This window comes from Fodinibius sediminis (genome assembly GCF_900182555.1).
Lineage (GTDB): Bacteria > Bacteroidota > Rhodothermia > Balneolales > Balneolaceae > Fodinibius > Fodinibius sediminis.
This window is the reverse complement of the sequence record NZ_FXTH01000005.1, coordinates 123,187-145,943: the sequence shown is the minus strand read 5'-3', so window position 1 is coordinate 145,943 and position 22,757 is coordinate 123,187. Positions and strand designations below refer to the sequence as shown.

Genomic DNA, 22,757 nt, shown 5'->3' with positions numbered 1-22,757 from the left:
TAACAGATGCAGCATCTCCCGGATGAGAATATGCAGAACCCACGGCCGAATCTTTCCCCGGATTACCCATTGGCAATCCCGGCACTGCCGTCAAGCTATCCTAGGCCCGTGCCAAGGCAGTACTTTGTATACCGTCAATTATTCTTCACTTTCCAGGCCGGCCTGTACCAGATCTTCAAAACCGCCGATATTATATACCTTTTTGAATCCGTTCTGGGCCATCAAATCGGCCGCTTTTCCGCTTCGGTTGCCCGACCGGCAATACAAGTAGTAGGTTTTTTCCTTATCCAGTGATTTAAGGTGTGCTTCGAAATCACCGTTCAGCAGATCATGATGCTCATCAACCATTGCAAGGTGGCCCGCGTTATACTCATCCTTCGTGCGGACATCTATAATCACTCCCGGCTCTTCTTCAATCTTTTGCTGGAACTCTTCGGCGCTGATGCGCTTAACCGGCGAATCGCTTGAACATGCTCCCAATACGATCACCAGTCCCATGACTGCAAACACACCAGCCAGAAATCTTCGTCTAACCATAACAAAACTCATTTCTTAATTTACGGGTTAATTGCTCGCTCTATCAATATAGCGATTAATTGTCGAAATTATTGCTTCTCAAATCCCGCATTTACGAGCTGCTGCAATCCCCCTACATTATACACATTCTTAAAGCCATTTTTTTTCATAATACCCGCCGCCTGTCCGCTGCGGTTGCCCGACCGGCAGTACAGGTAATAGGAGCGTTTTTTATCGAGGCTTTTGATTTTCTGTTCAAATTCCCCCGACATCAGGTCGAAGTTGTAATCGGCCTTTTTCAGATGACCATTCCTGTATTCATCTTTTGTTCGAACATCGATGATGGTGCCCGACTGTTCCTTCAGCAGTTCTTTAAATTTCTGTGGTGGTATCATGTTTTTCGAGTTTTTAACCTTGTTAAGATAAAAAAGTACAAATGCTGTACCTAGTAAAATGATTACAATTAAGGATGTATCCATAAGAGCCTGTTATTCAAGTTTAAATTTCATTGACTATAGTACTATTTCTCATTCTCATATGTTCATATAAATGATATAGGTTCCCATAAAAACCAGGAAGGCTGCAAATCCTTTTTTGAGTCGTTGGTTGGAGATCCTGGAGCCTACTCTTTTGCCGACCAGGCTCCCGACTGCGCCGATGAGGCTAAAAACGAGCACCAGATGCCAGTTGACAGCAAGGTCCAGACCAGCAAGTACATCCATATACTTAAAAAATCCGCTGAAACTCTTAAGTGCGATAATAAGCAGGCTCGTACCCACGGCCAGGCTCATAGGCAGTCCGCCCAGCAGCACCAGGGCCGGAACAATCAGGAAGCCTCCCCCTACGCCCACCAGTCCTGTAAGCACGCCCACGGCCATCCCCTCCAGCACGATTTTCCACCATGCATGCGATATCTGCGACACTCCGTCTGTCCCTGTCTGTTTTTTTTCGTCCCGAAACATCATCACGGCCGCAAAAACCATGACCACCGCAAACAGCAACAGTTGAAAGGTACCCGAGACATAGGCAGCAATCATCGCACCTCCGTAGGTTCCGGCCATCCCCGGCAGACCAAAAAGAATGACACTGCGCCAGTGGACCTGTTTTTTCAGCGCATAAGGAATAAAGCCGGCAAAGCTGATAGCCCCCACAATTCCCAGCGACTCGGCTATCGCCACCTTCTCCTGCTCACCGGCCAGGTAGATGAGCACCGGAACAGTGAGAATCGATCCACCGGACCCCAACAGGCCCAGAGAAAGCCCTACAAGCAACGCCCCAATCCATGATAAAATCATAATGACTTACCTACTGTCTTCCCCCGGACCGAATTGTTATTCGGACCGGAGATAATCGATATTATTTTTCTACGGTTTACAACCGGCCTCAACCCTCAGCCGATTTCGCGTTTTCCTGTTCCCATTTCTCAAAATCATCATCAATCCACTGCACTTGGAATCCAGCCCTGGCCAGCAAGGCACTCGCATACGATGCCCGCCTTCCGCTGGCGCAGTGGACCAGCAGCTCCTTGTCTCTGGGAAGGTCATCCAGATGCACCGCCAGGCGGGTATGGGCGATATTGAGTGCTCCCGGGATATGCCCCTCCTCATACTCTGTGGCCTTTCGTACATCCAGCACCTGCTTGTGGTTGTCCATTCTCAGGTTTTCCGCCTCATCGAAATCTATCGCGTTGATATACTCCAGGGTTCCGCTCCAGCTTTCCAGGTCATCAGGGGTTGCAAAGCCCCTGATATTATCAAGGCCAACCCTGATTAAGTCACGTACGGCCTGTTCCACATTTACTTTTTCGACAATAAGGTAGATATCGGAATCCGCCTCTACGTAGGAGCCTGCAATTGTATTGAACTCATCTTCAAAGGTGGAGAGCAGACTGCCGGGAAGATGACCATCCTTCATAAAGGAATGCTTGTCCCTTGAATCAATGATCACCCCCTCCTGAGCCATTAACTCATCAACAGTCATATGCCCGGGCTGTGGCAGCTCGCCAAGGAGAGCCGGACCTTCCTTGTTCACTTGCTTCATGCGTCCAAAATACAGGGGAGGTTCTGGCTGACCGTCGAGAATAAAATCAACGAATTCCTGCTCGCTGCCTGAGGCTTTGAATGCGGGACTAAAACGAAGTTCATACCCAACCGTTGATTCAGGCACCGCCCCCAGCGCTTTACCACAAGCACTGCCGGATCCATGCGCCGGCCATACCTGCAAATATTCCGGCAGGCCTTTGAATTCCTCCACCGACTTGTAGAGCTCTCGGGCGGCCGGTTTCATAGCTCCTACCTGTCCCGCTGCGGTTTCCAACAGATCGGGACGGCCTACATCCCCCACGAAAACAAAATCGCCGGTAAGCATGCCCATCGGCTGGTCCGTGGCGTCGCCATCGGTAACCAAAAAGCTCAGTGATTCAGGCGTATGGCCCGGGGTATAGACCACATCAAATTTAATATTGCCCAGGCTGAATGTATCCCCATCCTTGAGAAGTTCGAAGTCATAATCACTGTCAATAAGCCATTCATACTTCCAGTCTTCCCCTCCTTCGTCGGAAGCATAAACCTTTATGCCACGCGCAGCAAATTCACGAAGTCCCGAAATATAATCGGCATGAATATGGGTATCTACAGCAGCCGTAATCGTAAAGTCCTGCTGCTCGGCCTCCCTGACATACTGATCGATGTCACGCATCGGATCAACAATGATGGCTTCACCGGTCTGCTGACACCCAATTAAGTAAGCGTATTGCGACAGCTTCTGCTCATATAGTTGTTTGAAATACATATCCGTTCATTTAGTGATTATTAAAAAAGGTGATGATCGTTAATGTATCCATAAATATACTTTTTATAACCCATAACTATTCAAGGATATTTCACACCTTCTCGTGACCTTTCTTTCAGGATCCATGGCTATCCATCAACCGATCTTAACCGTGGGGTCCTTTTTGGGGGGCTTCTCATCTACCCCGATCCCCAGTTTGGCAAAGATCTGCTCGGCCAGACACCACCGGGTGAAAGCGGATTGAAATAGATTAAGGCCTACAAACAGGGTCAGCAGAAACCAGTAGGGACTTACGAAATAGCCCAGAGCAACACTGACAGTGACAAATGTTCCGGCCAGGATGCGTATTGCTCGCTCCATGGGCCGCATGGGTGTACAACTTTGATTACTTTTTTTCATGATTCTGTTGTCATTTGTTGTAATTGATATTTTCTAAAAAGATTCGTTCTACCATCTTAGACAGACTCCTCCACATTCAACTGATAGGCATGCAGGGGATTCTGTTCACTGGCACCGGTATCCTCATTATATGCCTTCACCTCTGCGATGACACGTTTCACGCACTCCTCTCCCTGGATCGCAAAAAACAGGGTGGAATACACGCCGTGATCATCACCGGCAAACCAGTTGGATATATCCGGCTGGTATGCTTCTGTTCTGAATCCATGGATATTGGTTTCACTGTAAATCGGTACTTTCTGACGGGCCAATATTTTCCGGACGTCATCGGTATATTCTTCAATGCTGAGTATTATTAATAGCTTCATAATATGATGATTTTATTTAGTAGCATTCGCAGCCGGACAGCCCGTGGCCGACCGGATGCGAACCCATTCTATCTTACCCTTCTTTTTCTTTAAGCTCCTTTACCTTGTTTTCCACCATGAAATAGATCAACGGTATCATAACCAGTGTGAGTGCTGTAGATGCTACCGCACCGCCCATCAGTGAAATAGCCAGTCCTTGGAATATCGGATCAAACAGGATGACCACGGCTCCTATCACTACGGTACCTGCCGTCAGCAGAATGGGCATACTCCGTACCGCACCGGCTTCGATCACCGCCTGCTTGAGCGACTCCCCGTCATCAAGCCGTATGTTGATGAAGTCAATCAGCAGCACGGAGTTTCGGACCATAATGCCAGCCAGGGCGATCATACCAATCATGGAAGTAGCGGTAAAGAAAGCCCCCAGCAGCCAGTGCCCCACAATAATGCCAACCAGCGACAGCGGGATGGCTATCATCATAATAATGGGCACCTTGAAGTCCTGGAACCAGCCAATAATGAGCATGTAGATGATGACCAGCACCACCGCAAAAGCGATACCCAAATCACGGAATACCTCGTAGGTTATCTGCCATTCACCATCCCATTTAAGGGTATAATCATCGGTCATGAAGGGTTGACCCGCAAAAATCTGGGCCAGGTTATACCCTTCCGGCATCTCGATGGCGTCAATCTCCTCCCCGGTATCCAGCAGTGCATAGACGGGGCTTTCAATTTCTCCCGCCACCTCGGCCAGCACGTAAGTTACCCTGCGCTGGTTCTTGCGATGGATACTGGGTTCCAGGCTTTCCTCGGAAATCGTTACAAGATCGGAAACGGGAATCATCGCCCCCGAAGCCGACTTCATATAGAGCTGTTGAAGCTCGTCGATATCCGAGCGATCAGCCTTGGGCAGCTTCACCATGATCGGTACATCATTTAACTCTTTCTCGCTGTAGATGCGCGAGACCGGCTTTCCTCTCAGCGCCATGGTCACGGTCTGCACCACTTGCTGGGAAGAGATACCCGACATCATCGCCTTCTCAGTATTAACATCCAGTTTGTATTTTGTCTGTGGCGCTTCCTTCATCCAGTCCACATCCACAATGCCTTCGGTCTGTTCAAAGATTTCTTTCACTCGGCCTCCCACGCGCTGGCGCTCCCCGGTATCGGGACCATAAACCTCAGCCACGATGGTCGACTGCACCGGTGGGCCGGGCGGAACTTCAACCACTTTTACATTGGCATCATATTTTTCACCCACCCGCTGCACAATGGGACGAATACGCTTGGCAATGGCATGACTTTGATCGCTGCGTTCTCCCTTGTCAATCAGGTTAAGCTGGATATCTGCTATATTCGCACCCCGGCGCAAATCGTAATGACGCACCAGCCCATTGAAATTAATGGGGGCATTATCACCGGCATAAATCTGGTAATCCCTGATTTCAGGAATATCCTTAAGGCTCAGCCCCACCTCTCGGGCCACCGCATTGGTTCGCTCCAGCGTAGTACCCTCCGGCATATCGATGATCAACTGAACCTCATTCTTATTATCAAATGGCAACATCTTCACTTCTACCATCCGGAATACAAAAAGCAGGGTAGATGCCAGCAGCAGCACGGTTACACCACCAATAAACAGCCAGCGTTTGAAGGTGCTCTCCAGCAGCGGGTTCATGGCACGCTCATACCATTTGTAAATGAGTGTCTCTTTCAGGTCATATTCCTTCTGCTGCCCGTTTTTATCCTTCTTCTCGCCGTGCGGCAGCAAAATGTAGGCCAGCCAGGGTGTGATAACAAGAGCTACGATCAGAGAAAAAATCATCGCCAGCGAGGCTCCAATCGGCATGGGACTCATATAAGGTCCCATTAATCCCGATACAAAAGCCATCGGCAGCACGGCTGAAATGACGGTGAATGTAGCGAGGATGGTCGGATTACCCACCTCGCTGATCGAGGCAATAGCCGCCTGCTTGAGCGGGAGCTTCCTCATCTTAAAATGCCTGTGCATGTTTTCAGCTATAATAATGGAGTCATCCACCACAATACCCGTTACAAAGACCAGGGCAAAAAGCGTGATCCGGTTAAGTGTGTAACCGAACATGTAGTACAGAAAGAGCGTCAATGCAAAGGTCACGGGTACCGACAGGAACACCACCAGTCCGCCTCGCCAGCCCAGGGCAAGTGCAACTACAAAGGTCACTGCCAGGATAGCCACCAGCAGGTGCTCGAGCAGTGAAAACACCTTTGCCGAGGCCGTCTCGCCATAATTCCGCGTGGTCGTAACATTGACATCGGATGGGATAAGACTGCCGTCAAGATTATCTACTTTTCGCTGAATTTGTTCAGCGATGGCCATCGCATCGGCTCCCGAGCGTTTAGCCACAGAGATCGTGACGGCCGGGTACGAGGTGCCGGGATTCAATCCGGATTCATTCGCTTTTTGATGGCCGATGCCATAAGAAACATATTCAGAGGGCTCCTCCGGTCCGTCTTGCACCTCGGCGATGCTTTTCAGGTAGATGGGATCGCCATCCTGCACGTCCACCACTACATTACGCACCTCCTCGGCCGACTTGAAAAAGTCTCCGGTATCCACCAGGTACTCGGTATCATTTTTACTGAACGATCCTGAAGAAAGTTCCTGGTTGGCCGCCTGCAGCTGCCCGACTACCTGCATCGGATCGATACCGTAGGATGCCATCTTATTTTTGTCGAGCGCCACCGAAACCTGGCGGGTCCGCCCCCCGTGAATGTCAGTCTGGGCCACATCCCCAATCTGTTTGATATCAAGTGCCAGTTCATCGGCTACGCGCCGCAGATCAAAATCACTGTACCGGTCGCTCCAGAGCGTCAAAGTCATGATCGGCACGTCATCGATGGAGCGCGTTTTTACCATCGGCTGAGTGGCGCCCTCCGGGAAGCGGTCCATGTTTTTCATGAGTTCATTGTACAGACGAACCAAGCTTCGTTCCACATCTTCACCAACGTAAAAGCGGGCAGAAACCATTGCCTGGTCGGGCATGGAGGTAGAATAGACATACTCGACGCCTTCGATGTTCGAGAGTACTTTTTCCAGGGGAATGGCAATCCGTTTTTCCACCTCTTGAGGTGAAGCACCCGGATATCCGACAAAAATATCGGCCATGGGAACATCAATCTGGGGTTCCTCTTCCCGCGGTGTTAAATAGGTTCCGTAAAATCCCAGCGCAAGGAATACAATCATCAATAAGGGGGTCAGCTTCGAGTCGATGAACCCCTGCGCAATTTTACCTGCAATTCCAGTTTTCATAATGCTATCTCTAAATAGTTGCTATTACTGTGTGCTGACTTTCTGACCTTCGCGCAGTCGCTGGTCGACCGAAGCCACAAAAGACTCTCCTTCGGACAAGCCGGACAGTACCTCGACATTATCACCGCTGGCATCGCCCAGGCGGACCCACCGAAGCACTACTTCAGAATCATCATTGAGCGTATACAGGCCGGTCAGCTGCCCCCGCTCCACGATAGCCGATCGCGGCACCACAATAGCGCGATCTTCAGTCGTGATCAGTCCCACTTCAGCAAACATGCCGGATTTCATGCCGGAATCCTTTTCCAGCCCGGGCAGTCTGATCTCCACGGAGAACTGACGGCTGCCGCGATTACCCGACTGGTTGATATTGGATACAATGCCTGTTCCATCCTGATAGCCCGCGGCCTTCACATCTACTTTAACGGTATCATTGAGACTGAAAAGGGAGATCTCACTTTCCGGGACGGTTATTCTGAGCTTCATCATGTTTTCCTGCTCAAGAGTTATGATGGGCTGTCCCGGACCAGCCATATCACCCTCCGATGCCATCTTGGAAACCACATATCCATTAAACGGGGCACTCAGAACGGTATAGTCGAGCATATCCTCAATCTCCCGGAGCTTGCTCTCAAGTGTCTTCACCTTGGCTTTTGCCATTTCGTACTGGGTGGAAATATCATCCAGCTCTTTCTTGGTGGCACTTTCCTGCTCGTAGAGTGCCTGCAGGCGATGGTAATTTGTTTCAACATTCTTTAAAGCCGCCTTTGCCTCCAGCATACTCGACTCAACCTGGTTTTTCTGTGCCTGCAGATTGTCGTCCTTGATGCGGACCAGCACAGATCCCCTCTTGACGTAATCGCCCTCTTCAACATCAAGCTGGGTTATTGCTCCCATCACTTTCGTACTCAGGTTGACCGTACGATCACTGGTAACCGTGCCCGAAAAGCGATGAGATGCTGTTCCCTGTACCAAGTCTGCCGTTTGTATGGCCACGGAGATCGGCTGTTCCTGCTGAACTCCTGATTCCTCAGAAGAACTGCATGCAACCCCGACAAGCGCAAGCACTACAAGAGCAGATAAGAGTCTGCCTGAAATATTCATGATCCTGTTTTTCATTTTTCTGTCTGTTTTATGTTAAAAACGGTTTGGTGATAAATTTCATTAGTAGGCCATATCCTGCTCCAGCAACAACTCCAGCGTTGCCAGGCTCAGGTTGTACTGATAGATTGCATTAAGGCGCTGAAAACGTGCCTGCAGCAACTTGGTCTCAGACTGCAGCAGGTCTGTCGTTTTTTCCAGTCCCTGTTCATAGCGGTTATTGCGGATACGGAAATCCTCGGCCGCCTGCTCGACCGACGACTCAGCAAATCGAAGCTGTTTCTGTGCCTGATCCAGAGATCGCCGGGCCTGCTGGATTTCCAGCCTGTTCCTGAAGACTTTGCTATCGTAAGCCAGTTTTGCTTTCCTGAGCTCTGCTTTTGATTCCATTACCTTTCCAACATTGCTGAACCCGCTAAAGAGATTCCATCGCAGCGTGGCCCCGATCATGTAGCTGTCTCCCTGGCTTCCAAAGGGAACTTCATCATTGAGCTCATAACTGCCGAAGAGATTGATGCTCGGTACAAAATTAAACTTGGAGGCCTTGAGCATCTGCTCGGCAGCCGAGACGCGGTACCCCATTGCCCGTACCTCGGCATTGGCAGCGTCACCGGCTTCAATAGCCTCATCAGAGGGAGCCGGACGCATCCGCAGACTGTCGGCAGCAACAATGGTGACGGCCTCGTCCATATTCAGCAGATACCGCAGATTATCCCGGACCGTCGCCAGCTGATCTTTTATCTTCGACTGCTGACTTTCCAGCTCAAGAACCCGAACATTGGCCGCCAGGTAATCGGCCTTATTTATCATATCCTGCTCAAACAAATTTTTAGCCTGCCGCTCATTTTCCCGGGCGGTCTCAAGCGACCTTGCAATGACCGAGAGCCTGTTATCCATAAGCTGCAGCTGGTAGTATGTATCCTTAACCTGGTAACGGGTGTATTCAAGCGTCCCCTTCAGCTTCTCCTTAGTGGCTTCCAGCTGGTTTTTTACTGCGCTTCGTCTGAAGAGCGCATTGGTATTAAGCAACGGCTGGCGTACTTCAAATTTCGTCGTGAAATTGTCGTAGGCGTCTGGTGCGTTCAGGCGAGACGGGGCAAAATCAGCCTGTGTTACCGCTTCCTGCTTCAGCTTAAAGCCGAATACATTCAGCGGGTCATTCGTTGAAATGCCGGTCTCCTCAATCGAAAGCTGGGGGAGGAAGGCCGCATTGGTCTGTCGATACTGGGATCGTACCTTATCTATGTCAGCCTCTGCCATTCTAATCTCGAAGCTGGATTCCTCGGTGATCGCCAACGCTTCCTGCAGGCTCATTTTTCGAAGCTGCGAGCTTTCCCCGGAGTCGGACTGTGCCTGGACCGGTTGAGCAAGAAACAGCAACAGCCCTGCCATAACCAACCATACACTCTTTGCATTAATCATTGTCATAGCGCCTTGTCGTTATTTTAAACATTCTTATGAATAGTGCTTTACACTAAACTTCACTCATTCAATCAAATTCGGAAAGAGGGTATACCCCTACAGACGTTTGATTACTTTTTCCAACCGCGAACCCACTTCATCTGCAACTGGTTGCAGCCTTTCATTTTGAACAGCCAGCATGGAGGCTACCGGGTTTACAGCAGACACTTCCACAGTACCATCCTCATGCTCTTCAACTATAACATTGCAGGGAAGCATCACCCCGATCTTGTCTTCTGCCCTCAAAGCCTTATGGGCAAACTCTGGATTACAGGCACCCAGAATTCGATATTTTTTGAAATCAACATCCAGTTTTTTCTTCAGCGTCCCCTGAACATCAATTTCGGTAAGAACCCCGAACCCCTCTTCCTTCAAAAGGTCCGTGACTGTTTCGATAGCATCATCAAAATTCTTATCCGTCGTTTTCGAGTAATAATATTTCATAGTTCCTGAGTTGGTTGTCATTGATCTGACATGAATATAGGGAGTGTTTTCATAGTTGTCAATACAAGTAGATACATATATTTGATGCTGTCAATATATTTCCTCTATAACATCCCTAAACAGTACTTAATAGGGTTTTTACAAAACTATATGAGTACCTTACAAGAAATAAACTTGTAATTACAGGTATTTTTTTTGTCTTTTTTTTTATGTAGCTTATTAGACAACCGATAAAAGATGAGGAAGCAAATGGAGTTAAAAGAAGGCATACCCCTGCATAAACAGATCAGCGACTGGCTCAAGGACAGGATTGAGAGCGGCACCCTCAAACAGGACGAAAAGCTCCCATCCGAAAATGAACTCAGTCAGAAGTTTGATGTCAGCCGTGTTACGATTCGTCGGGCACTTCAGACCCTGGAAAATGAAGATCTCATCTATCGCTGCCAGGGACTGGGGTCGTTTGTAACTGATCAGCGCTCTCATCACTCCTTCTCTATTTTAAACGATTTTTCAGAGGAGCTCTCGGACACCAGTATGACAGCCAGCTCTAAATTGCTGTCGTTTACGCAGAAGGAGCTTACAGACCGAAATGATATCCTGTCGTACCTGGATATGCAGAACAAAACCCACGCAGTTGAAATCGAGCGTATCCGCCTCGGCGACAATCAGCCCATAGCTTATGATATTACCTGGATGCCTATCTTCTATGGACAGCTTATTGAGGGTTTCGACCTTGAGCAATACACCATTTTCCATATCCTCGAGAAAGAATTCGAAATTCCTATTGAGAGAGGATGTTACAGAGTTGAGGCGACATTAGCGGATGAAGTTATTGCCGGTCACCTGGAAGTTGAGCCCGATACTCCGCTCCTGTTAATCAATCGTATTTCATACACCATCGGGGATAAACCAGTTTATTTCCAGCAGCGATATTATCGAAATGACAAAATAGTATTTGAACTGATGGCAGATCGCAGGGCAAACCCGACCTCCGGGGAAGGAAATATTCCGCTGAAAGAATTTGCTCCTGTTTTTAAGAAAGAAATGGAATAACTTACTAATGTTAAAACCCCAACTTATCCTTCAAGAGGTTACTGCTATGAAAAAAAACATGGGAACTGCTGATCGACTGATTCGAACAATATTGGCCATTGTTGTAGGACTACTTTACTTCCTGGACGTCATCTCCGGTACAACCGCTCTGATTTTAGGAATCCTGGCCGTGGTATTCCTGCTGACAAGCCTGGTTAGCACCTGTCCGCTGTATATGCCATTTGGACTATCAACCCGGAAAAGATGAAACGCCCCCTGCCCTTTGCAGCATAAGGGGCAGGGTTCATAATTTCCAATCCCGATTGGGTACAGGCCTGTACAGGGCGATGGAAGTATGTCCTGCTCCCTTCCTCTGAACGGCCGGGATGGCATTTTTTCGTCCGGTTGCAACCATGGACTTCATTTTTATTTCCATCTCCAAACTGCCGGACTATATCCTTAATTGACTTCACGGCCACATCCCCTCTGGAAGTTGGTGCCCTTTATACTAACCGAACACCATGGTTTCGCATTCATCTTTTCATAGAACCTAATAGGCAATGGTGCGTTTCCTATTGTCGTAGGTAACAACAGTCAGACTGGTGACGTCTTCGGCTATCCTTATAAAACGTCCTGAAGCCGACTGAAACGAAGAACCGTAATAAAACTCCCGTTTTTCTCGGCTGCCATCCTTAAATTCGAGAATAGCATAGGCGTCATCAGGGCCAGCCCGAAATAATTTTCGCTCCGTTTTATGCTTGAACAGCAGAAGAGGCCCCTGATTTTGAGAAGCGGCCACCAGGTATTCATCGGCAGCGGTACGGAGTTTTACCAGTGATTTGCCGTCTGCCGGTATGAAGACACCGCTTTTTGACACAGGAACCGGTTCAAACCGCCCGTTGCCGCCGCCCTGCAGCAGCAACCCATTAAATGCATCGTAGCTCCCCACCTGGGCCTCCCCTCCGAAGTGATTTCCACTCATCAACAGATCCAGCTTGCCGTCACCCGTCAGATCCTCCGCAAGCATTCCGAACACCGGGGCAAACTGTGCCTCCACCGGCAGGGGCCTCCATTCAAATGTCCCCCCTCCTTTATTCTCAATATAGCCGGTTCGCAGTTCTGTAGCCTCATACCTCAGGGCCTCCTCCAGCTCCGATGGAGAAAAAAGGTCCTTGATGGTGGAGGTAGCGTAGTGCTCTATGGACGAAATCTGCTGCGTGCGGCGGGGCAGCTGCCAATGAAAATCCTCAAATTTATGAGCCGGATATTCTTTTCTGTTGCCCAGCGTATCTGCATTATACAGGGTCAGGATGGCATCATAGGCACCGTTGCCGTCGAAATCATTTCCGTAAATACGCACCGGCTCCTCAACGGAAGCTTTGTAGATGGTATTAAGCCCCATATTACCGGCAACATAGTCGGTATCGCCGTCCTGGTCGAAGTCGCCGCCAACCAGGCTGTTCCACCAGCCGACCTCGCCTGCTATACCTGTCCGTTCCGTTATGTTCTCAAAGGTTCCCTCGTTATTTACAAGAAAAGTCACTGGCATCCATTCCCCTGCAATCACCAGATCCTGCCAGCCATCCCCGTTGAAATCGCTCCAGAGGGCATCCGTCACCCGCCCCAGTTCATTCAGGGAGGGAGCCACCGCGCTGCTCACGTCGGTAAAAACGATCTTCCCATCCCTTGAGTCATTGCGTAAGATAACACTGGATACCGGCATTGGGTAAAAACGGGGGAGCGACCGGCCGCCTATAAACAGGTCAAGGTCGCCGTCCCGGTCGTAGTCGGCCGCCTTCACAGCAGAGCCACTCAAATTAAAGGAGGGAAGCGCTTCCTTGCGTAATAGAAACTGTCCATTGCCCCTATTCTCGTAGAACCGGTCCTGGTAGGCAGAGCTCTCCGGACGATTTTCCACACTGCCGCTTACCACATACAGATCCTTATCGCCGTCTCCGTCCGCATCAAAAAGAAGTACACCCGCATCCTCCTGAATGGCTCCGTTCTTTTCCATATTTTCCGGGTGAAATGCCTGTTCCTCAAAACGCCCATCCTCCTGCTGCATCAGAATCGCCCCCCGGTGGGTCAGTGCACCACCGATAAACAGATCATCCAGCCCATCCCCGTTGATGTCGCCGACCGCCAGAGCAGGCCCATATTGTGACAATTTATACGGCAGCATGCGCTGAACCTTGAAGTCCATATAGTTTTGCTCTTCATGCCGGTAGGTTATCCCGGTTTTGGCGGTAACCTCCTCGAACAAAGGTGAAGAAGGTCGCTTATTTCTTGGGGAGTGCATCTCCCGGGCGTCGGCATAGTCGGCACGCAGGGTCTGATTGGCCCGTACCTCTTTCCATGTCTGTTTTTTGTCTTCGACCGGCCAATAGACAACCACTGAATCGACTTTTGGAGCTGGTCCCAAGCCAATATGCACTCCATTTTCCACGGTAGACAAGTAGCTCCGAAATGGCTGGTTGACCTTGGTACGGAGGCCGGATTCATCAAAGACGGAAACGACGGCCCCGATACCGGTTCGATTCTGTTCCGGGCCACTGAATTCAACTTTTAGCCAGTGATGATTCTCATCGCGGCTGTCGAGTGTATTTTCATAGATAAATGGCCGGTCATTGATGTTGCTCATTACGATGTCGAGATCCCCGTCGTTGTCAAGATCAGCCCACACAAGGCCGGTGGAATAGCCCCGCTCCCCCAGTCCCCATGCCTCGCTGGTGTTCGCAAACGTCAGATCCCCATTATTCTGAAAACTAACATTACGGGATTTGTCATGCGGTATGGAATCCAGGAGCATGGATTTGGGCGCAATACTTGACATCTGATTTCGAAACCGCACAAAATCCTTGTCAATTTTATTTCGTGGAATACCGTTGGTAATCACAAGATCCTCAAAACGGTCATTGTTGAGATCGGCCATCACCACTCCCCAGCTCCAGTCGGTCTCCGCCATACCCGACAAAAGTGCAATCTCGCTGAATACTGGTCGCTGCTCTCCCCGTGCTTCCCCTTGATTGAGCTGCAGGGTGTTTCGGGTATACTGCGGGTCAAAATCCTTAAAGATGTTATTAAAATAATTTTGATAATTGTTGGGGGAAAACATAGTCTGTTTCTGCCTGTTGTTGCTGCCGGCCATATCCAGTGCAACCACATCCATCAACCCATCGTTGTTAATATCGCCTATGTCCGTCCCCATGGCGGAAAAGCTGGTATGTTTAAAATAGCTCCCCGCCCGGTCCGTAAAGGTTCCGTCCCCGTTGTTTATCCAAAGCAGGTCGTTGGATACAAAATCATTACCAACATAGATATCCTGCCAGCCGTCGCGGTTAATATCCACAATGTTAAGCCCCAGTCCATACCCCGACTTTCTAATCCCGGCTCCCTCGCTGACATCGGTGAAATAGGGATGCCCTCTTGCAGCCCCCCCATCATTTCGAAATAGCCTGTCCGTATTGGCCCGGCGGCGTTTGGAATCACTCATTTCCATATTTTGCCGACCTTTCCGACGTTTATCCGCTACCATCTCATACATATCCAGGTCTCCGTCGTTGTCATAGTCAAAAAAGGCGCTTTTAGTAGAAAAAGAGGTGCTGGCCAGTCCATAGGCCTCCGCCCTGTTTATAAAAGCCGGGATGCCCTGTTCGTTGAGGCCCTGGTGAATCAATAATATATTTTTTCGCTTTTCAGGATTTTCATTTTTAGCCACCGACAGGTACAAGTCCGTCCACCCGTCATTGTTGATATCCACGGCTGACACCCCGGTATGCCAGGCATTTGAGCTGCCAGCATTGGCCGGTTCAGTCACATCACGAAATTTCATATTCCCTTCATTCAAGTACAACCGGTTGGATACGGCATTACCAACAAAATAGAGATCCTGTAAACCGTCGTTATTGAAATCAGCAACAGCAATACCTCCCCCACTATAGGCATATTCATAGTCCAGCATATTCAAGCTGTCGCTCTCGATGATGGTATTCTCAAAGGCAATATCGGATTCGTCGGCGGGGACGGATCTAAACAGTGTATCGGGCTGCTGTGTGCAAGCTGAGACGAGCAACAGCATAAAAAGGCCACCTATTTTTTCAGCAAAGGACATGGATACAATGAAGTTCAAAGATTCTGAAATCTGTTAGCGGTACTAATGGTATCATTATTAAAAAAGGCAGCCCCCTGTACCAGGGACTGCCCTTCTAAGCTAAGTATTAATAATGAGAACCTTAATAACCTGAATAATGAGAACCTTAATAACCTGGATTCTGCTCCAGTGTAGGTTCGCCATTCACAGAGGTGATATCAATCTGTGTCTGTGGAATGGGGTAGTATTCGTTTTTACCTTCAGTAAACGAAGCCCCGGAAAAGTCATTAAACCCGAGTTCTCCGCCCTCATACTGGTAAAAATCTTCCAGCGTCTGCTTGGCTTCGCCCCATCGAACGAGGTCGAAAAACCGGTGACCTTCGAGAGAGAGTTCCAGCTTGCGCTCGAAGTGAACTGCTTCGCGGGCTCTCGCCTGGTCTAAAAAGTAGGGGTGTCCGGGAGGATAGATACTTACGGTGTAATTCGGGTTCTCATATTCCTGCCAGTTGTCTGCGTTACCGGGATCGCCCTTGAGAAGTATAAAAGTCGATTCGGTATCGGTGCGGATGACCCACTCCCCGGGGTTTGCATCCAGAGCTGTCATTTCCGATTCGCTGTCCACGGTTGCCAGGGCGAAAGGCTGATTGTCCGTATAGTCAACCCAGCCGTCACCATAGGTATCATCGGCCACACGACCGCGTACTCGGTTGACGAGCTCACGAGCCCTATTCAAGTCGTTGCCTAATTCAACTTTTGCTTCGGCCGCCCACAGCAGCACGTCGGCAAAACGAATCACATCATAATTCACCGCACTGCCGGGCGCCCATTCATTCCGGTTGCCGAATTCAGAGGCGTTTTCCTGGCGGTAGACATGCTTTTGGGCATGATAGGGGCCGCCGTAGCTCTGCTCACGGATCCACTCCTTGCCGCGGAAGGGACCCCAGTCCAGGTACGGCACGCCGCGTCGTCCGACGGCGTGGTCCAGACGCGGGTCAAGGGGACCTTCATGAATGGTAAAGGGCTCGCTTGATTCGATACCCATGTCGTTCTTGACCATCTCATCGTTGTACCCATCCAGAATGGGCAGCCCCGTAATAGCGTTGGTTCGGTAGGAATTCACCAGTTCCTGGGTGGGCTGGTAGAAACCGCAGCAGTTAAACGGGTTTCCGAACGGATAATTCAGCATATCTTCCTGACGAGAATTGTCAATGGTCCCCGTTCCGTCGGGACCTGTATACTGAATGGAGAAGACCGTTTCACTGCTGTTTTCACGGTCAGCACGGAAGTTGTCCGCGTAGTTGTCCTGCAGGGCGTAAGGTTCGCCCGAGGAATTGACACCCTGGTTAATGATTGTTTGAAGCAGTGCGTCCGCCTCACTCCATTTACCCTGAAAAACATAGGCTTTGGCGAGATAGGAAGCGGCAGCCCACTTGTTGGCCCGTCCAACCTGGGACTGTACCTCGGGAAGATTATCGTAGGCATACTGAAAGTCCGCCTCGATATCCGCCCAGCTCGCAGCGGTTTCACCGGTGTTGGGCACCTTGAACTCGGTAGTCTCTTCGTCAATCCACGGGACATTGTTAAACATCTTCTTCAGCTCGAAGTAGTAATGTCCGCGGAGGAAACGACCTTCCCCCTCGATGCGGGCTTTTGTTGCATCATCCACTCCCTCAAGCTGGGGAGCAAGGGCAATGACCGAATTCGCACGGGAAACCCCTTCGTACCGGGTTGTCCAGAAGTCATTGAAGAACCCATTAGCTGCATTGTGGGACATATCCATGATGCTATTGATCGGGGTCTGATCAGTAAAGATCGACCCTTTATGGGCGTCGCCGCCGGCGACGCTGCCATAGACCCAGTTGGTCCCGCCGGAGGACCATGTTCCGCTGATATTCTGGCCATCCAAGGCAGCATAGGCCCCGACGAGCAGGGCGTTCGCCCCCTGCTCGTTAGCCAGTACATCTTCGCTCAGTGATCCTTTCGCGGGTGTGCTCAGAAACTCTCCCGTATCGCAAGAGTACAGGAACAGCGCGAAAACCATCACTGCAAATGCTGTAATATGTAAGTTAAATTTCTTCATGTTCTTGATCCTTTTTCTTTTTAAAAATTGTGTCATCAATATGAGAGACTGATTCCAACTCTGAACTGACGTGCAGTTGGGTAGGCTCCCTCGTCAATACCAAATGCAGTAGGAGCACCACCTGCGTCTGCACCACCACCGGCATTGTATCCTACCTCGGGGTCAGGCCCGCTGTAGTTGGTGACGGTAATCAGGTTGGCGGCCTGTACGTATACTCTCAACGACGAGATGCCGGATGGCGCCAGTATATCCTTGGGAATGGTGTATCCCAGCTGAACATTTTTCAGCCGCAGGTACGATCCGTCTTCCACATAATAGGAATTCTGTACCTCGTTCGTGCTGAAAGTACTCGCTGCCTCCAGGATAGGAGCAGAAGCATTGGGATTGTCGGGCGTCCATGAATCATAGAGCATGGTTTTACTTTTGGCCCCGGCAAAGTTGGGATAGAAATCCGTCCACCACTTCACCTGGTTCCAGAGATCGTTGCCCTGAGATCCATACCAGAACATGCTGAAGTCAAACGCTTTGAAATTCAGGCCGAAGTTCACGCCGTAGGTGAAATCGGGATTCGGGTTGCCCAGGAATGTTCGATCTTCCGGAGTGATTTCGCCGTCTCCATCGGTATCCTGATAGCGGAAACGTCCAACAGCTGCGTCATCCTGAGTGGGACCATTGGCAATTTCCTCCTCGTCGTCCCAGAAGCCCACAACTTTGTAGCCGTAATAGGATGAAACCGGATGGCCAACCGCGTTGCGCACAATCCCTGAGGCACCGAAACGGTTGAATGCCTGCTCGAAATAAGTTACATCACGGGAAATCTTCTTGATCTCGTTATTGTAGGTTGTGAAAGTCACCGTGGTATTGTACTCCAGGTCGTCCGTAATATTTCCGAACAGGGACATGGAAGCATCCAGCCCGGTATTGGTCATGTTACCAACGTTGACATAAGGCTGTGCCGCACTGCCTGCGGTCGCCGGCAGCGGGGGATTATACAACAGATCCTCCACATCCTTTTTGTAGTAGTCGGCGTTAAGCTCGAGTCTTCCATCAAAAAGGGTCGCATCAAGACCAATATTCATATTGATGTTTTTCTCCCACTTGGCATCCGGATTACCAATACGCGACTGTGAAAATCCAAGCTGTGTACTGCTGTTGCTTCCTGTAATGTCATAGTAGGTTCCAACATTGCTTGGAGCAAACAGGGTATACGGGTTATTGGGATCCACGTTCAGCTGGTTACCCATGATCCCGTAACCTGCACGCAGTTTCAGATCGGTAAATATATCCGACTCGGGGAAGAACTCTTCTTCGGTCAGTCGCCACCCGATACTTCCGGCCGGGAAAAGTCCCCACTGGTTGTTCAGGAAACGAGAGGACCCATCGCGACGAAGAGTACCGCTCAGCATGTAGCGGTCATCGAAATTGTAATCGACTCTTCCGATCAAAGAGAAGAGAGCATCTTCATAGCGTGAGCTATAGTTGGTTTTCGTACCGGATCCCGTGCTGAGGTTGGTAAAATCGGGATCAAAAGAGAAAAAATCCTGGGTACTTCCTCCCAGACTCTGTCCCTTGTTCTTGTACGCTTCGGTTGCCAGCACCACCTTCACATTGTGCAGGTCGTTGAAATCCTGCTGGTAGGTCAGGGTGTTGGTCCATGTGTAATTAAAGCCATAATACGAACTGGCGTTATACTGGTTGGTCGTCGTATTCTCGGAATTCTCGTAGGTCGGGTAGTTGAAGCTGTGACCGGAGCCTGAAAAATATTCTCCGCCGAAACTGGTTCGCAGTGTCAGCTGGTCTTCCCAGAGATCCACTTCAGCATACATGTTACCGAACAGTCGATTGTTGGTATACTCGTTATTACGCGTACGATAGGCAATAGCCACAGGGTTGAACGGGTTACCCAGTCCCTCTGCGTGCGTACCGGCAAAATTCCCTCTCACATCATACACCGGGATAATGGGCTGCTGGCGATAGGACATTCCAATAGGGCCACCTTCGTCGAGTGTGCCAAACTGCGGGTTGTCCGTTACCGAGTAGGAGAGGTTTTCCCCGATGCGAATATTATCGCTTACGTTGAACTCGGTGTTTGCGCGCACCGTGTAGCGCTTGAGGTACTGCTCCATCAGCGTTCCCTGCTGGTCGAGATAGTTGAAAGAGAACAGATAGTTCCCCAGATCGCTGCCACCACTCACTGACAGGTCATGATTCATCTGTCCGGCGGGATCAAAGAGCTCATCAAACCAGTCTGTTCCCTCCTTGTTGGCCCGTGTATAGTACACAAAGTTTCCTAAGGCCGAAGGATCAGTGTAATGGGGATTGATAAAGTAATTGGAAATATCCACATCTTCTTCCATTGCGCCGGGTGGATCAATAAAATCAGGCAGTACCGGATCTTCACCGCTGCCATACTGCGGGTGCGATGGGTCCTGACCGGCATTACGCTGAGCAGTCCAAACCGACTGGGCCATTTCGCGAGGATTCAGGGTATTCCATACGTTGCCACTCTGGGGCACCTGGTAACCGTAATAGGCGTTATAGTTAATCTGTACATCTCCACTACCCTTTTTGGTCGTAATCACGATTACCCCGTTGGAGGCACGTGAACCATAGATGGATGCTGCAGCAGCATCTTTCAGCACCTGCATGGACTCAATGTCATTGGAGTTCAAATCATTGATATTCTGAGTAGGAACGCCATCAACTACATAAAGCGGTTCGTTATTGCCAAAGGTACTAAAACCGCGAATACGAACACTCGGCTCCTCACCCGGCTGTCCCGAGGAAAGCACGGTAACTCCGGAGGCCTGCCCCTGCAGCTGTTCTGCCACCTGTGTTTCCGGTACCTGGGTCATTTGACCTACATCAACAACTGAAACCGAACCTGTTAAATCTTTCGCTCGCTGCGTACCATATCCCACCACAACCAGTTCTTCACCGCTGATCGTAGTTGGCTGCATCTGAACATCAATCGTTGTGCGACCCTGAATAGGCACTGTTGTCACTTCGTAACCGATAAATGTGAATCGAAGCGTATCCTGCAGACTCGGAACCCTCAATTCATATGTTCCTTCTGCATCTGTTGTGGTACCAGTCGTTGTACCCTGGACTGAGATATTCACCCCGGGCAGTGGCTGGCCAGTCGCTTGGTCAGTAACTGTACCTGACACCGTTGATGCATCTTGTGCGGCTGCTGTTCCCGAAAGAAGCAGCGCTGCCACAAAGACCCCCAAAGATATCAGCCACTTCATATTTGGCTTAATTTGTAGTTTTGTCTTCATGTATGTCCCTTTTTGGTTAGAGTTAAAATCCTGCCCCAGACTTTGCAATCCAAAACAAGAAAATAGTGCAATAGTGCAAATGATTTGCTTATTAACTAAAAAATTTTTCTCATAATAGGCAAGCCTTTTTTACGTTACATAAGTTAAGGCTTTGCAGGAATTGTTATTTAGGCAAATAAGAGAAAGGCCGCATACCGTCGTGTCAATTTTAAGCTTTCAAAGCTCTTAATCCATCCTCTCAATGCATTATTTTATCTCTTATAATAAGTAATTTTGCCATCCTTGTCATCTACCAACGAATAGTTTTATGCATGTTTTTTATATTTCCGGAAATTTATTTCAATTCTAAACTAACCAATTTCAGTGATAGCATGTTAAAAAGGCCACTTAAAAGGTCCTAATCCTTAAACAATCGGATTCCAGCGGGTAAAAGGCATCCCCCCGCAGACCCATTATTTATTCTTCCAGGACGGATTTCCCATAGCCTGCCTCACCGAACAGCAAACATCCTATGCTTAATTTTCCGAAAGCCAAATCACCGGCATGCTCTAAAAATGTGTTATCGAGAGATCACACATGGGACATGCAGCAAGAACTGCCCGTTAGAAAATGAACAGTATTTCCTGTTATATCCTTCAGATCATGGGTGTGGCTCCAATATTTACATCAACTATGAAAAATATTTGCAAAAGTAATATTTTTTTTCGAGAGCGGTCGTACTTCTCTCTTTTTAGTCACGTCCATTCCTCAAAATCCGAACCATTCACGGCCACTGCCACTGTACTCATGGACATCAACACGGCTCCCACCGCGGGACTTTAATTAATTCCAGACCCAGCCAACCAGCGGAATTGCTATGATATTGTAGCCACTGGCCCACCAGAAATTCTTAATCATCTTACGATAGGTTGCACGTGCCCAAAAAACAGTTGTTTTACCTTCTGCGGCTGAATCATCCATCATCCGCGGTCAGGAATACCAATATTGCGTTCTTCCAAATATCCGGACTTTTTACGGCCAGCTGTCTACCCTTCACCGTGCCGGTAACCTTTTTTACCGAATTAAAGTCCGAAACCTCGAAGATTTCATCCATTACCTCCACGAATACCCCGGACAATGAAGTGCTCAGAAGGTGTTTCCTTCAATGCCCCTCTCCTCGGTAGGATTTTCTCGCCGGGCTTGATGATTAGCTGATCTCCGTTTCTGAGCTCTTTGAGCGGAACATCCCCAATACTGTCGTCGTCCCGCAGATGGGGGGCGTAAGCCTGGCCAACCCCTCGATCGCGTGCGAAGTGGTCATAATCGACCGTATTTAAATTCAGCATCCAAAAGCGTGATGAGGACCAGCGTGGCTAACTTCCAGAAAAACAACTTCCCTTCATTGCCAAAGCCCCCCGCAGCGCTATAGCCATAAGCCACCGCATCTCCCGTAACATCCAGCTGCCCCTCAATCCCCAGAAACTACTCAATCATGAGAGACCGTAATAAAATAAGGACTGTGAGAAGCTGCGGAGAATAGATGGAAGCTAACTTTTGTCCTTTTCCACCCACTTGCCTGTAATATCAACATAGAGCTGTTTCATACGTCCTGGGAAATGTAGCTGTAACACTCGGCACGCACCTCACTTTTTCATCATGCTGTTCAGACAAGACCTGAATACAAACCTCCTGGCAGGCACAGGATTCTTGAGCGGAAGACATCTGATCCGCATTTCCGGCAGCATGCCTATCCCTGCTGCCCGCATTCATTTTCATATCATACAGCAGTGTGATCGCAGACAGTGCCGTCGAAAGCATCACACTGCTTAAAAGCAGGACCAGCACAAGAGGTGAACGGTGGGCTAATATATCTTTTGGGGTAATTTCACCATAGAGACGCAAGCAAAACTAAAATAACGGA

16 protein-coding genes are annotated in these 22,757 nt (G+C 49.3%); 2 read left to right on the top strand and 14 right to left on the bottom strand.

Features of this window, described 5'->3' with window-relative positions:
• Positions 1 to 138: 138 nt before the first annotated feature.
• From FN808_RS07110 to FN808_RS07065, 10 genes are all read right to left on the bottom strand, one after another.
• The gene (locus tag FN808_RS07110) at positions 139 to 537 is read right to left on the bottom strand and encodes a rhodanese-like domain-containing protein (protein ID WP_221929957.1); all 399 of its coding nucleotides are present in this window, start codon (positions 535 to 537) and stop codon (positions 139 to 141) included.
• Positions 538 to 605: 68 nt separating this feature from the next.
• Positions 606 to 911 (bottom strand): rhodanese-like domain-containing protein, encoded by a 306-nt coding sequence (locus FN808_RS07105; RefSeq protein WP_142713869.1) that lies wholly within the window; start codon positions 909 to 911, stop codon positions 606 to 608.
• Between the two features lie 138 nt (positions 912 to 1,049).
• Positions 1,050 to 1,811, bottom strand: a complete 762-nt coding sequence (locus FN808_RS07100; protein WP_142713868.1) for a sulfite exporter TauE/SafE family protein — start codon at positions 1,809 to 1,811, stop codon at positions 1,050 to 1,052.
• Positions 1,812 to 1,899: 88 nt separating this feature from the next.
• Entirely contained in the window at positions 1,900 to 3,306 is a 1,407-nt protein-coding gene (locus tag FN808_RS07095; RefSeq protein ID WP_142713867.1) for an MBL fold metallo-hydrolase, read from the bottom strand.
• 135 nt (positions 3,307 to 3,441) lie between these two features.
• Positions 3,442 to 3,705, bottom strand: coding sequence for a YgaP family membrane protein (locus FN808_RS07090; RefSeq protein WP_221929956.1), 264 nt, complete (start codon positions 3,703 to 3,705; stop codon positions 3,442 to 3,444).
• Positions 3,706 to 3,761: 56 nt separating this feature from the next.
• Positions 3,762 to 4,073, bottom strand: a complete 312-nt coding sequence (locus FN808_RS07085) for a hypothetical protein (RefSeq protein ID WP_142713866.1) — start codon at positions 4,071 to 4,073, stop codon at positions 3,762 to 3,764.
• Positions 4,074 to 4,146: 73 nt separating this feature from the next.
• Positions 4,147 to 7,368 carry an efflux RND transporter permease subunit gene (locus FN808_RS07080; protein WP_142713865.1) on the bottom strand — a complete coding sequence of 1,074 codons (3,222 nt, stop codon included), beginning with the start codon at positions 7,366 to 7,368 and terminating at the stop codon, positions 4,147 to 4,149.
• Between the two features lie 24 nt (positions 7,369 to 7,392).
• Positions 7,393 to 8,487 (bottom strand): efflux RND transporter periplasmic adaptor subunit, encoded by a 1,095-nt coding sequence (locus FN808_RS07075; RefSeq protein WP_142713864.1) that lies wholly within the window; start codon positions 8,485 to 8,487, stop codon positions 7,393 to 7,395.
• A 45-nt stretch (positions 8,488 to 8,532) separates the two neighbouring features.
• Entirely contained in the window at positions 8,533 to 9,891 is a 1,359-nt protein-coding gene (locus FN808_RS07070; protein WP_185958292.1) for a TolC family protein, read from the bottom strand.
• Positions 9,892 to 9,987: 96 nt separating this feature from the next.
• Positions 9,988 to 10,374: a DUF302 domain-containing protein gene (locus FN808_RS07065; RefSeq protein ID WP_142713862.1), complete on the bottom strand. Its 387-nt coding sequence runs from the start codon at positions 10,372 to 10,374 to the stop codon at positions 9,988 to 9,990.
• Positions 10,375 to 10,623: 249 nt separating this feature from the next.
• On the opposite strand from FN808_RS07065, the gene FN808_RS07060 reads away from it, so the two are divergent.
• Positions 10,624 to 11,427, top strand: coding sequence for a GntR family transcriptional regulator (locus FN808_RS07060; protein WP_185958291.1), 804 nt, complete (start codon positions 10,624 to 10,626; stop codon positions 11,425 to 11,427).
• A 46-nt stretch (positions 11,428 to 11,473) separates the two neighbouring features.
• A complete protein-coding gene (locus FN808_RS07055; protein ID WP_142713860.1) occupies positions 11,474 to 11,674 on the top strand; it encodes a YgaP family membrane protein in 201 nt (66 codons plus the stop codon).
• 282 nt (positions 11,675 to 11,956) lie between these two features.
• Here the strand turns inward: FN808_RS07055 and FN808_RS07050 are convergent, their stop codons facing one another.
• From FN808_RS07050 to FN808_RS07035, 4 genes are all read right to left on the bottom strand, one after another.
• Complete coding sequence (locus FN808_RS07050; protein ID WP_142713859.1) at positions 11,957 to 15,535, bottom strand: VCBS repeat-containing protein; 3,579 nt, start codon at positions 15,533 to 15,535, stop codon at positions 11,957 to 11,959.
• Between the two features lie 127 nt (positions 15,536 to 15,662).
• A complete protein-coding gene (locus tag FN808_RS07045; protein ID WP_185958290.1) occupies positions 15,663 to 17,576 on the bottom strand; it encodes a RagB/SusD family nutrient uptake outer membrane protein in 1,914 nt (637 codons plus the stop codon).
• A 35-nt stretch (positions 17,577 to 17,611) separates the two neighbouring features.
• On the bottom strand, positions 17,612 to 20,857 hold the full coding sequence (locus FN808_RS07040) for a SusC/RagA family TonB-linked outer membrane protein (RefSeq protein WP_221929955.1): 3,246 nt from the start codon (positions 20,855 to 20,857) through the stop codon (positions 17,612 to 17,614).
• A gap of 1,085 nt (positions 20,858 to 21,942) precedes the next feature.
• Positions 21,943 to 22,182, bottom strand: coding sequence for a hypothetical protein (locus tag FN808_RS07035; RefSeq protein ID WP_142713856.1), 240 nt, complete (start codon positions 22,180 to 22,182; stop codon positions 21,943 to 21,945).
• Between the last annotated feature and the right edge of the window lie 575 nt (positions 22,183 to 22,757).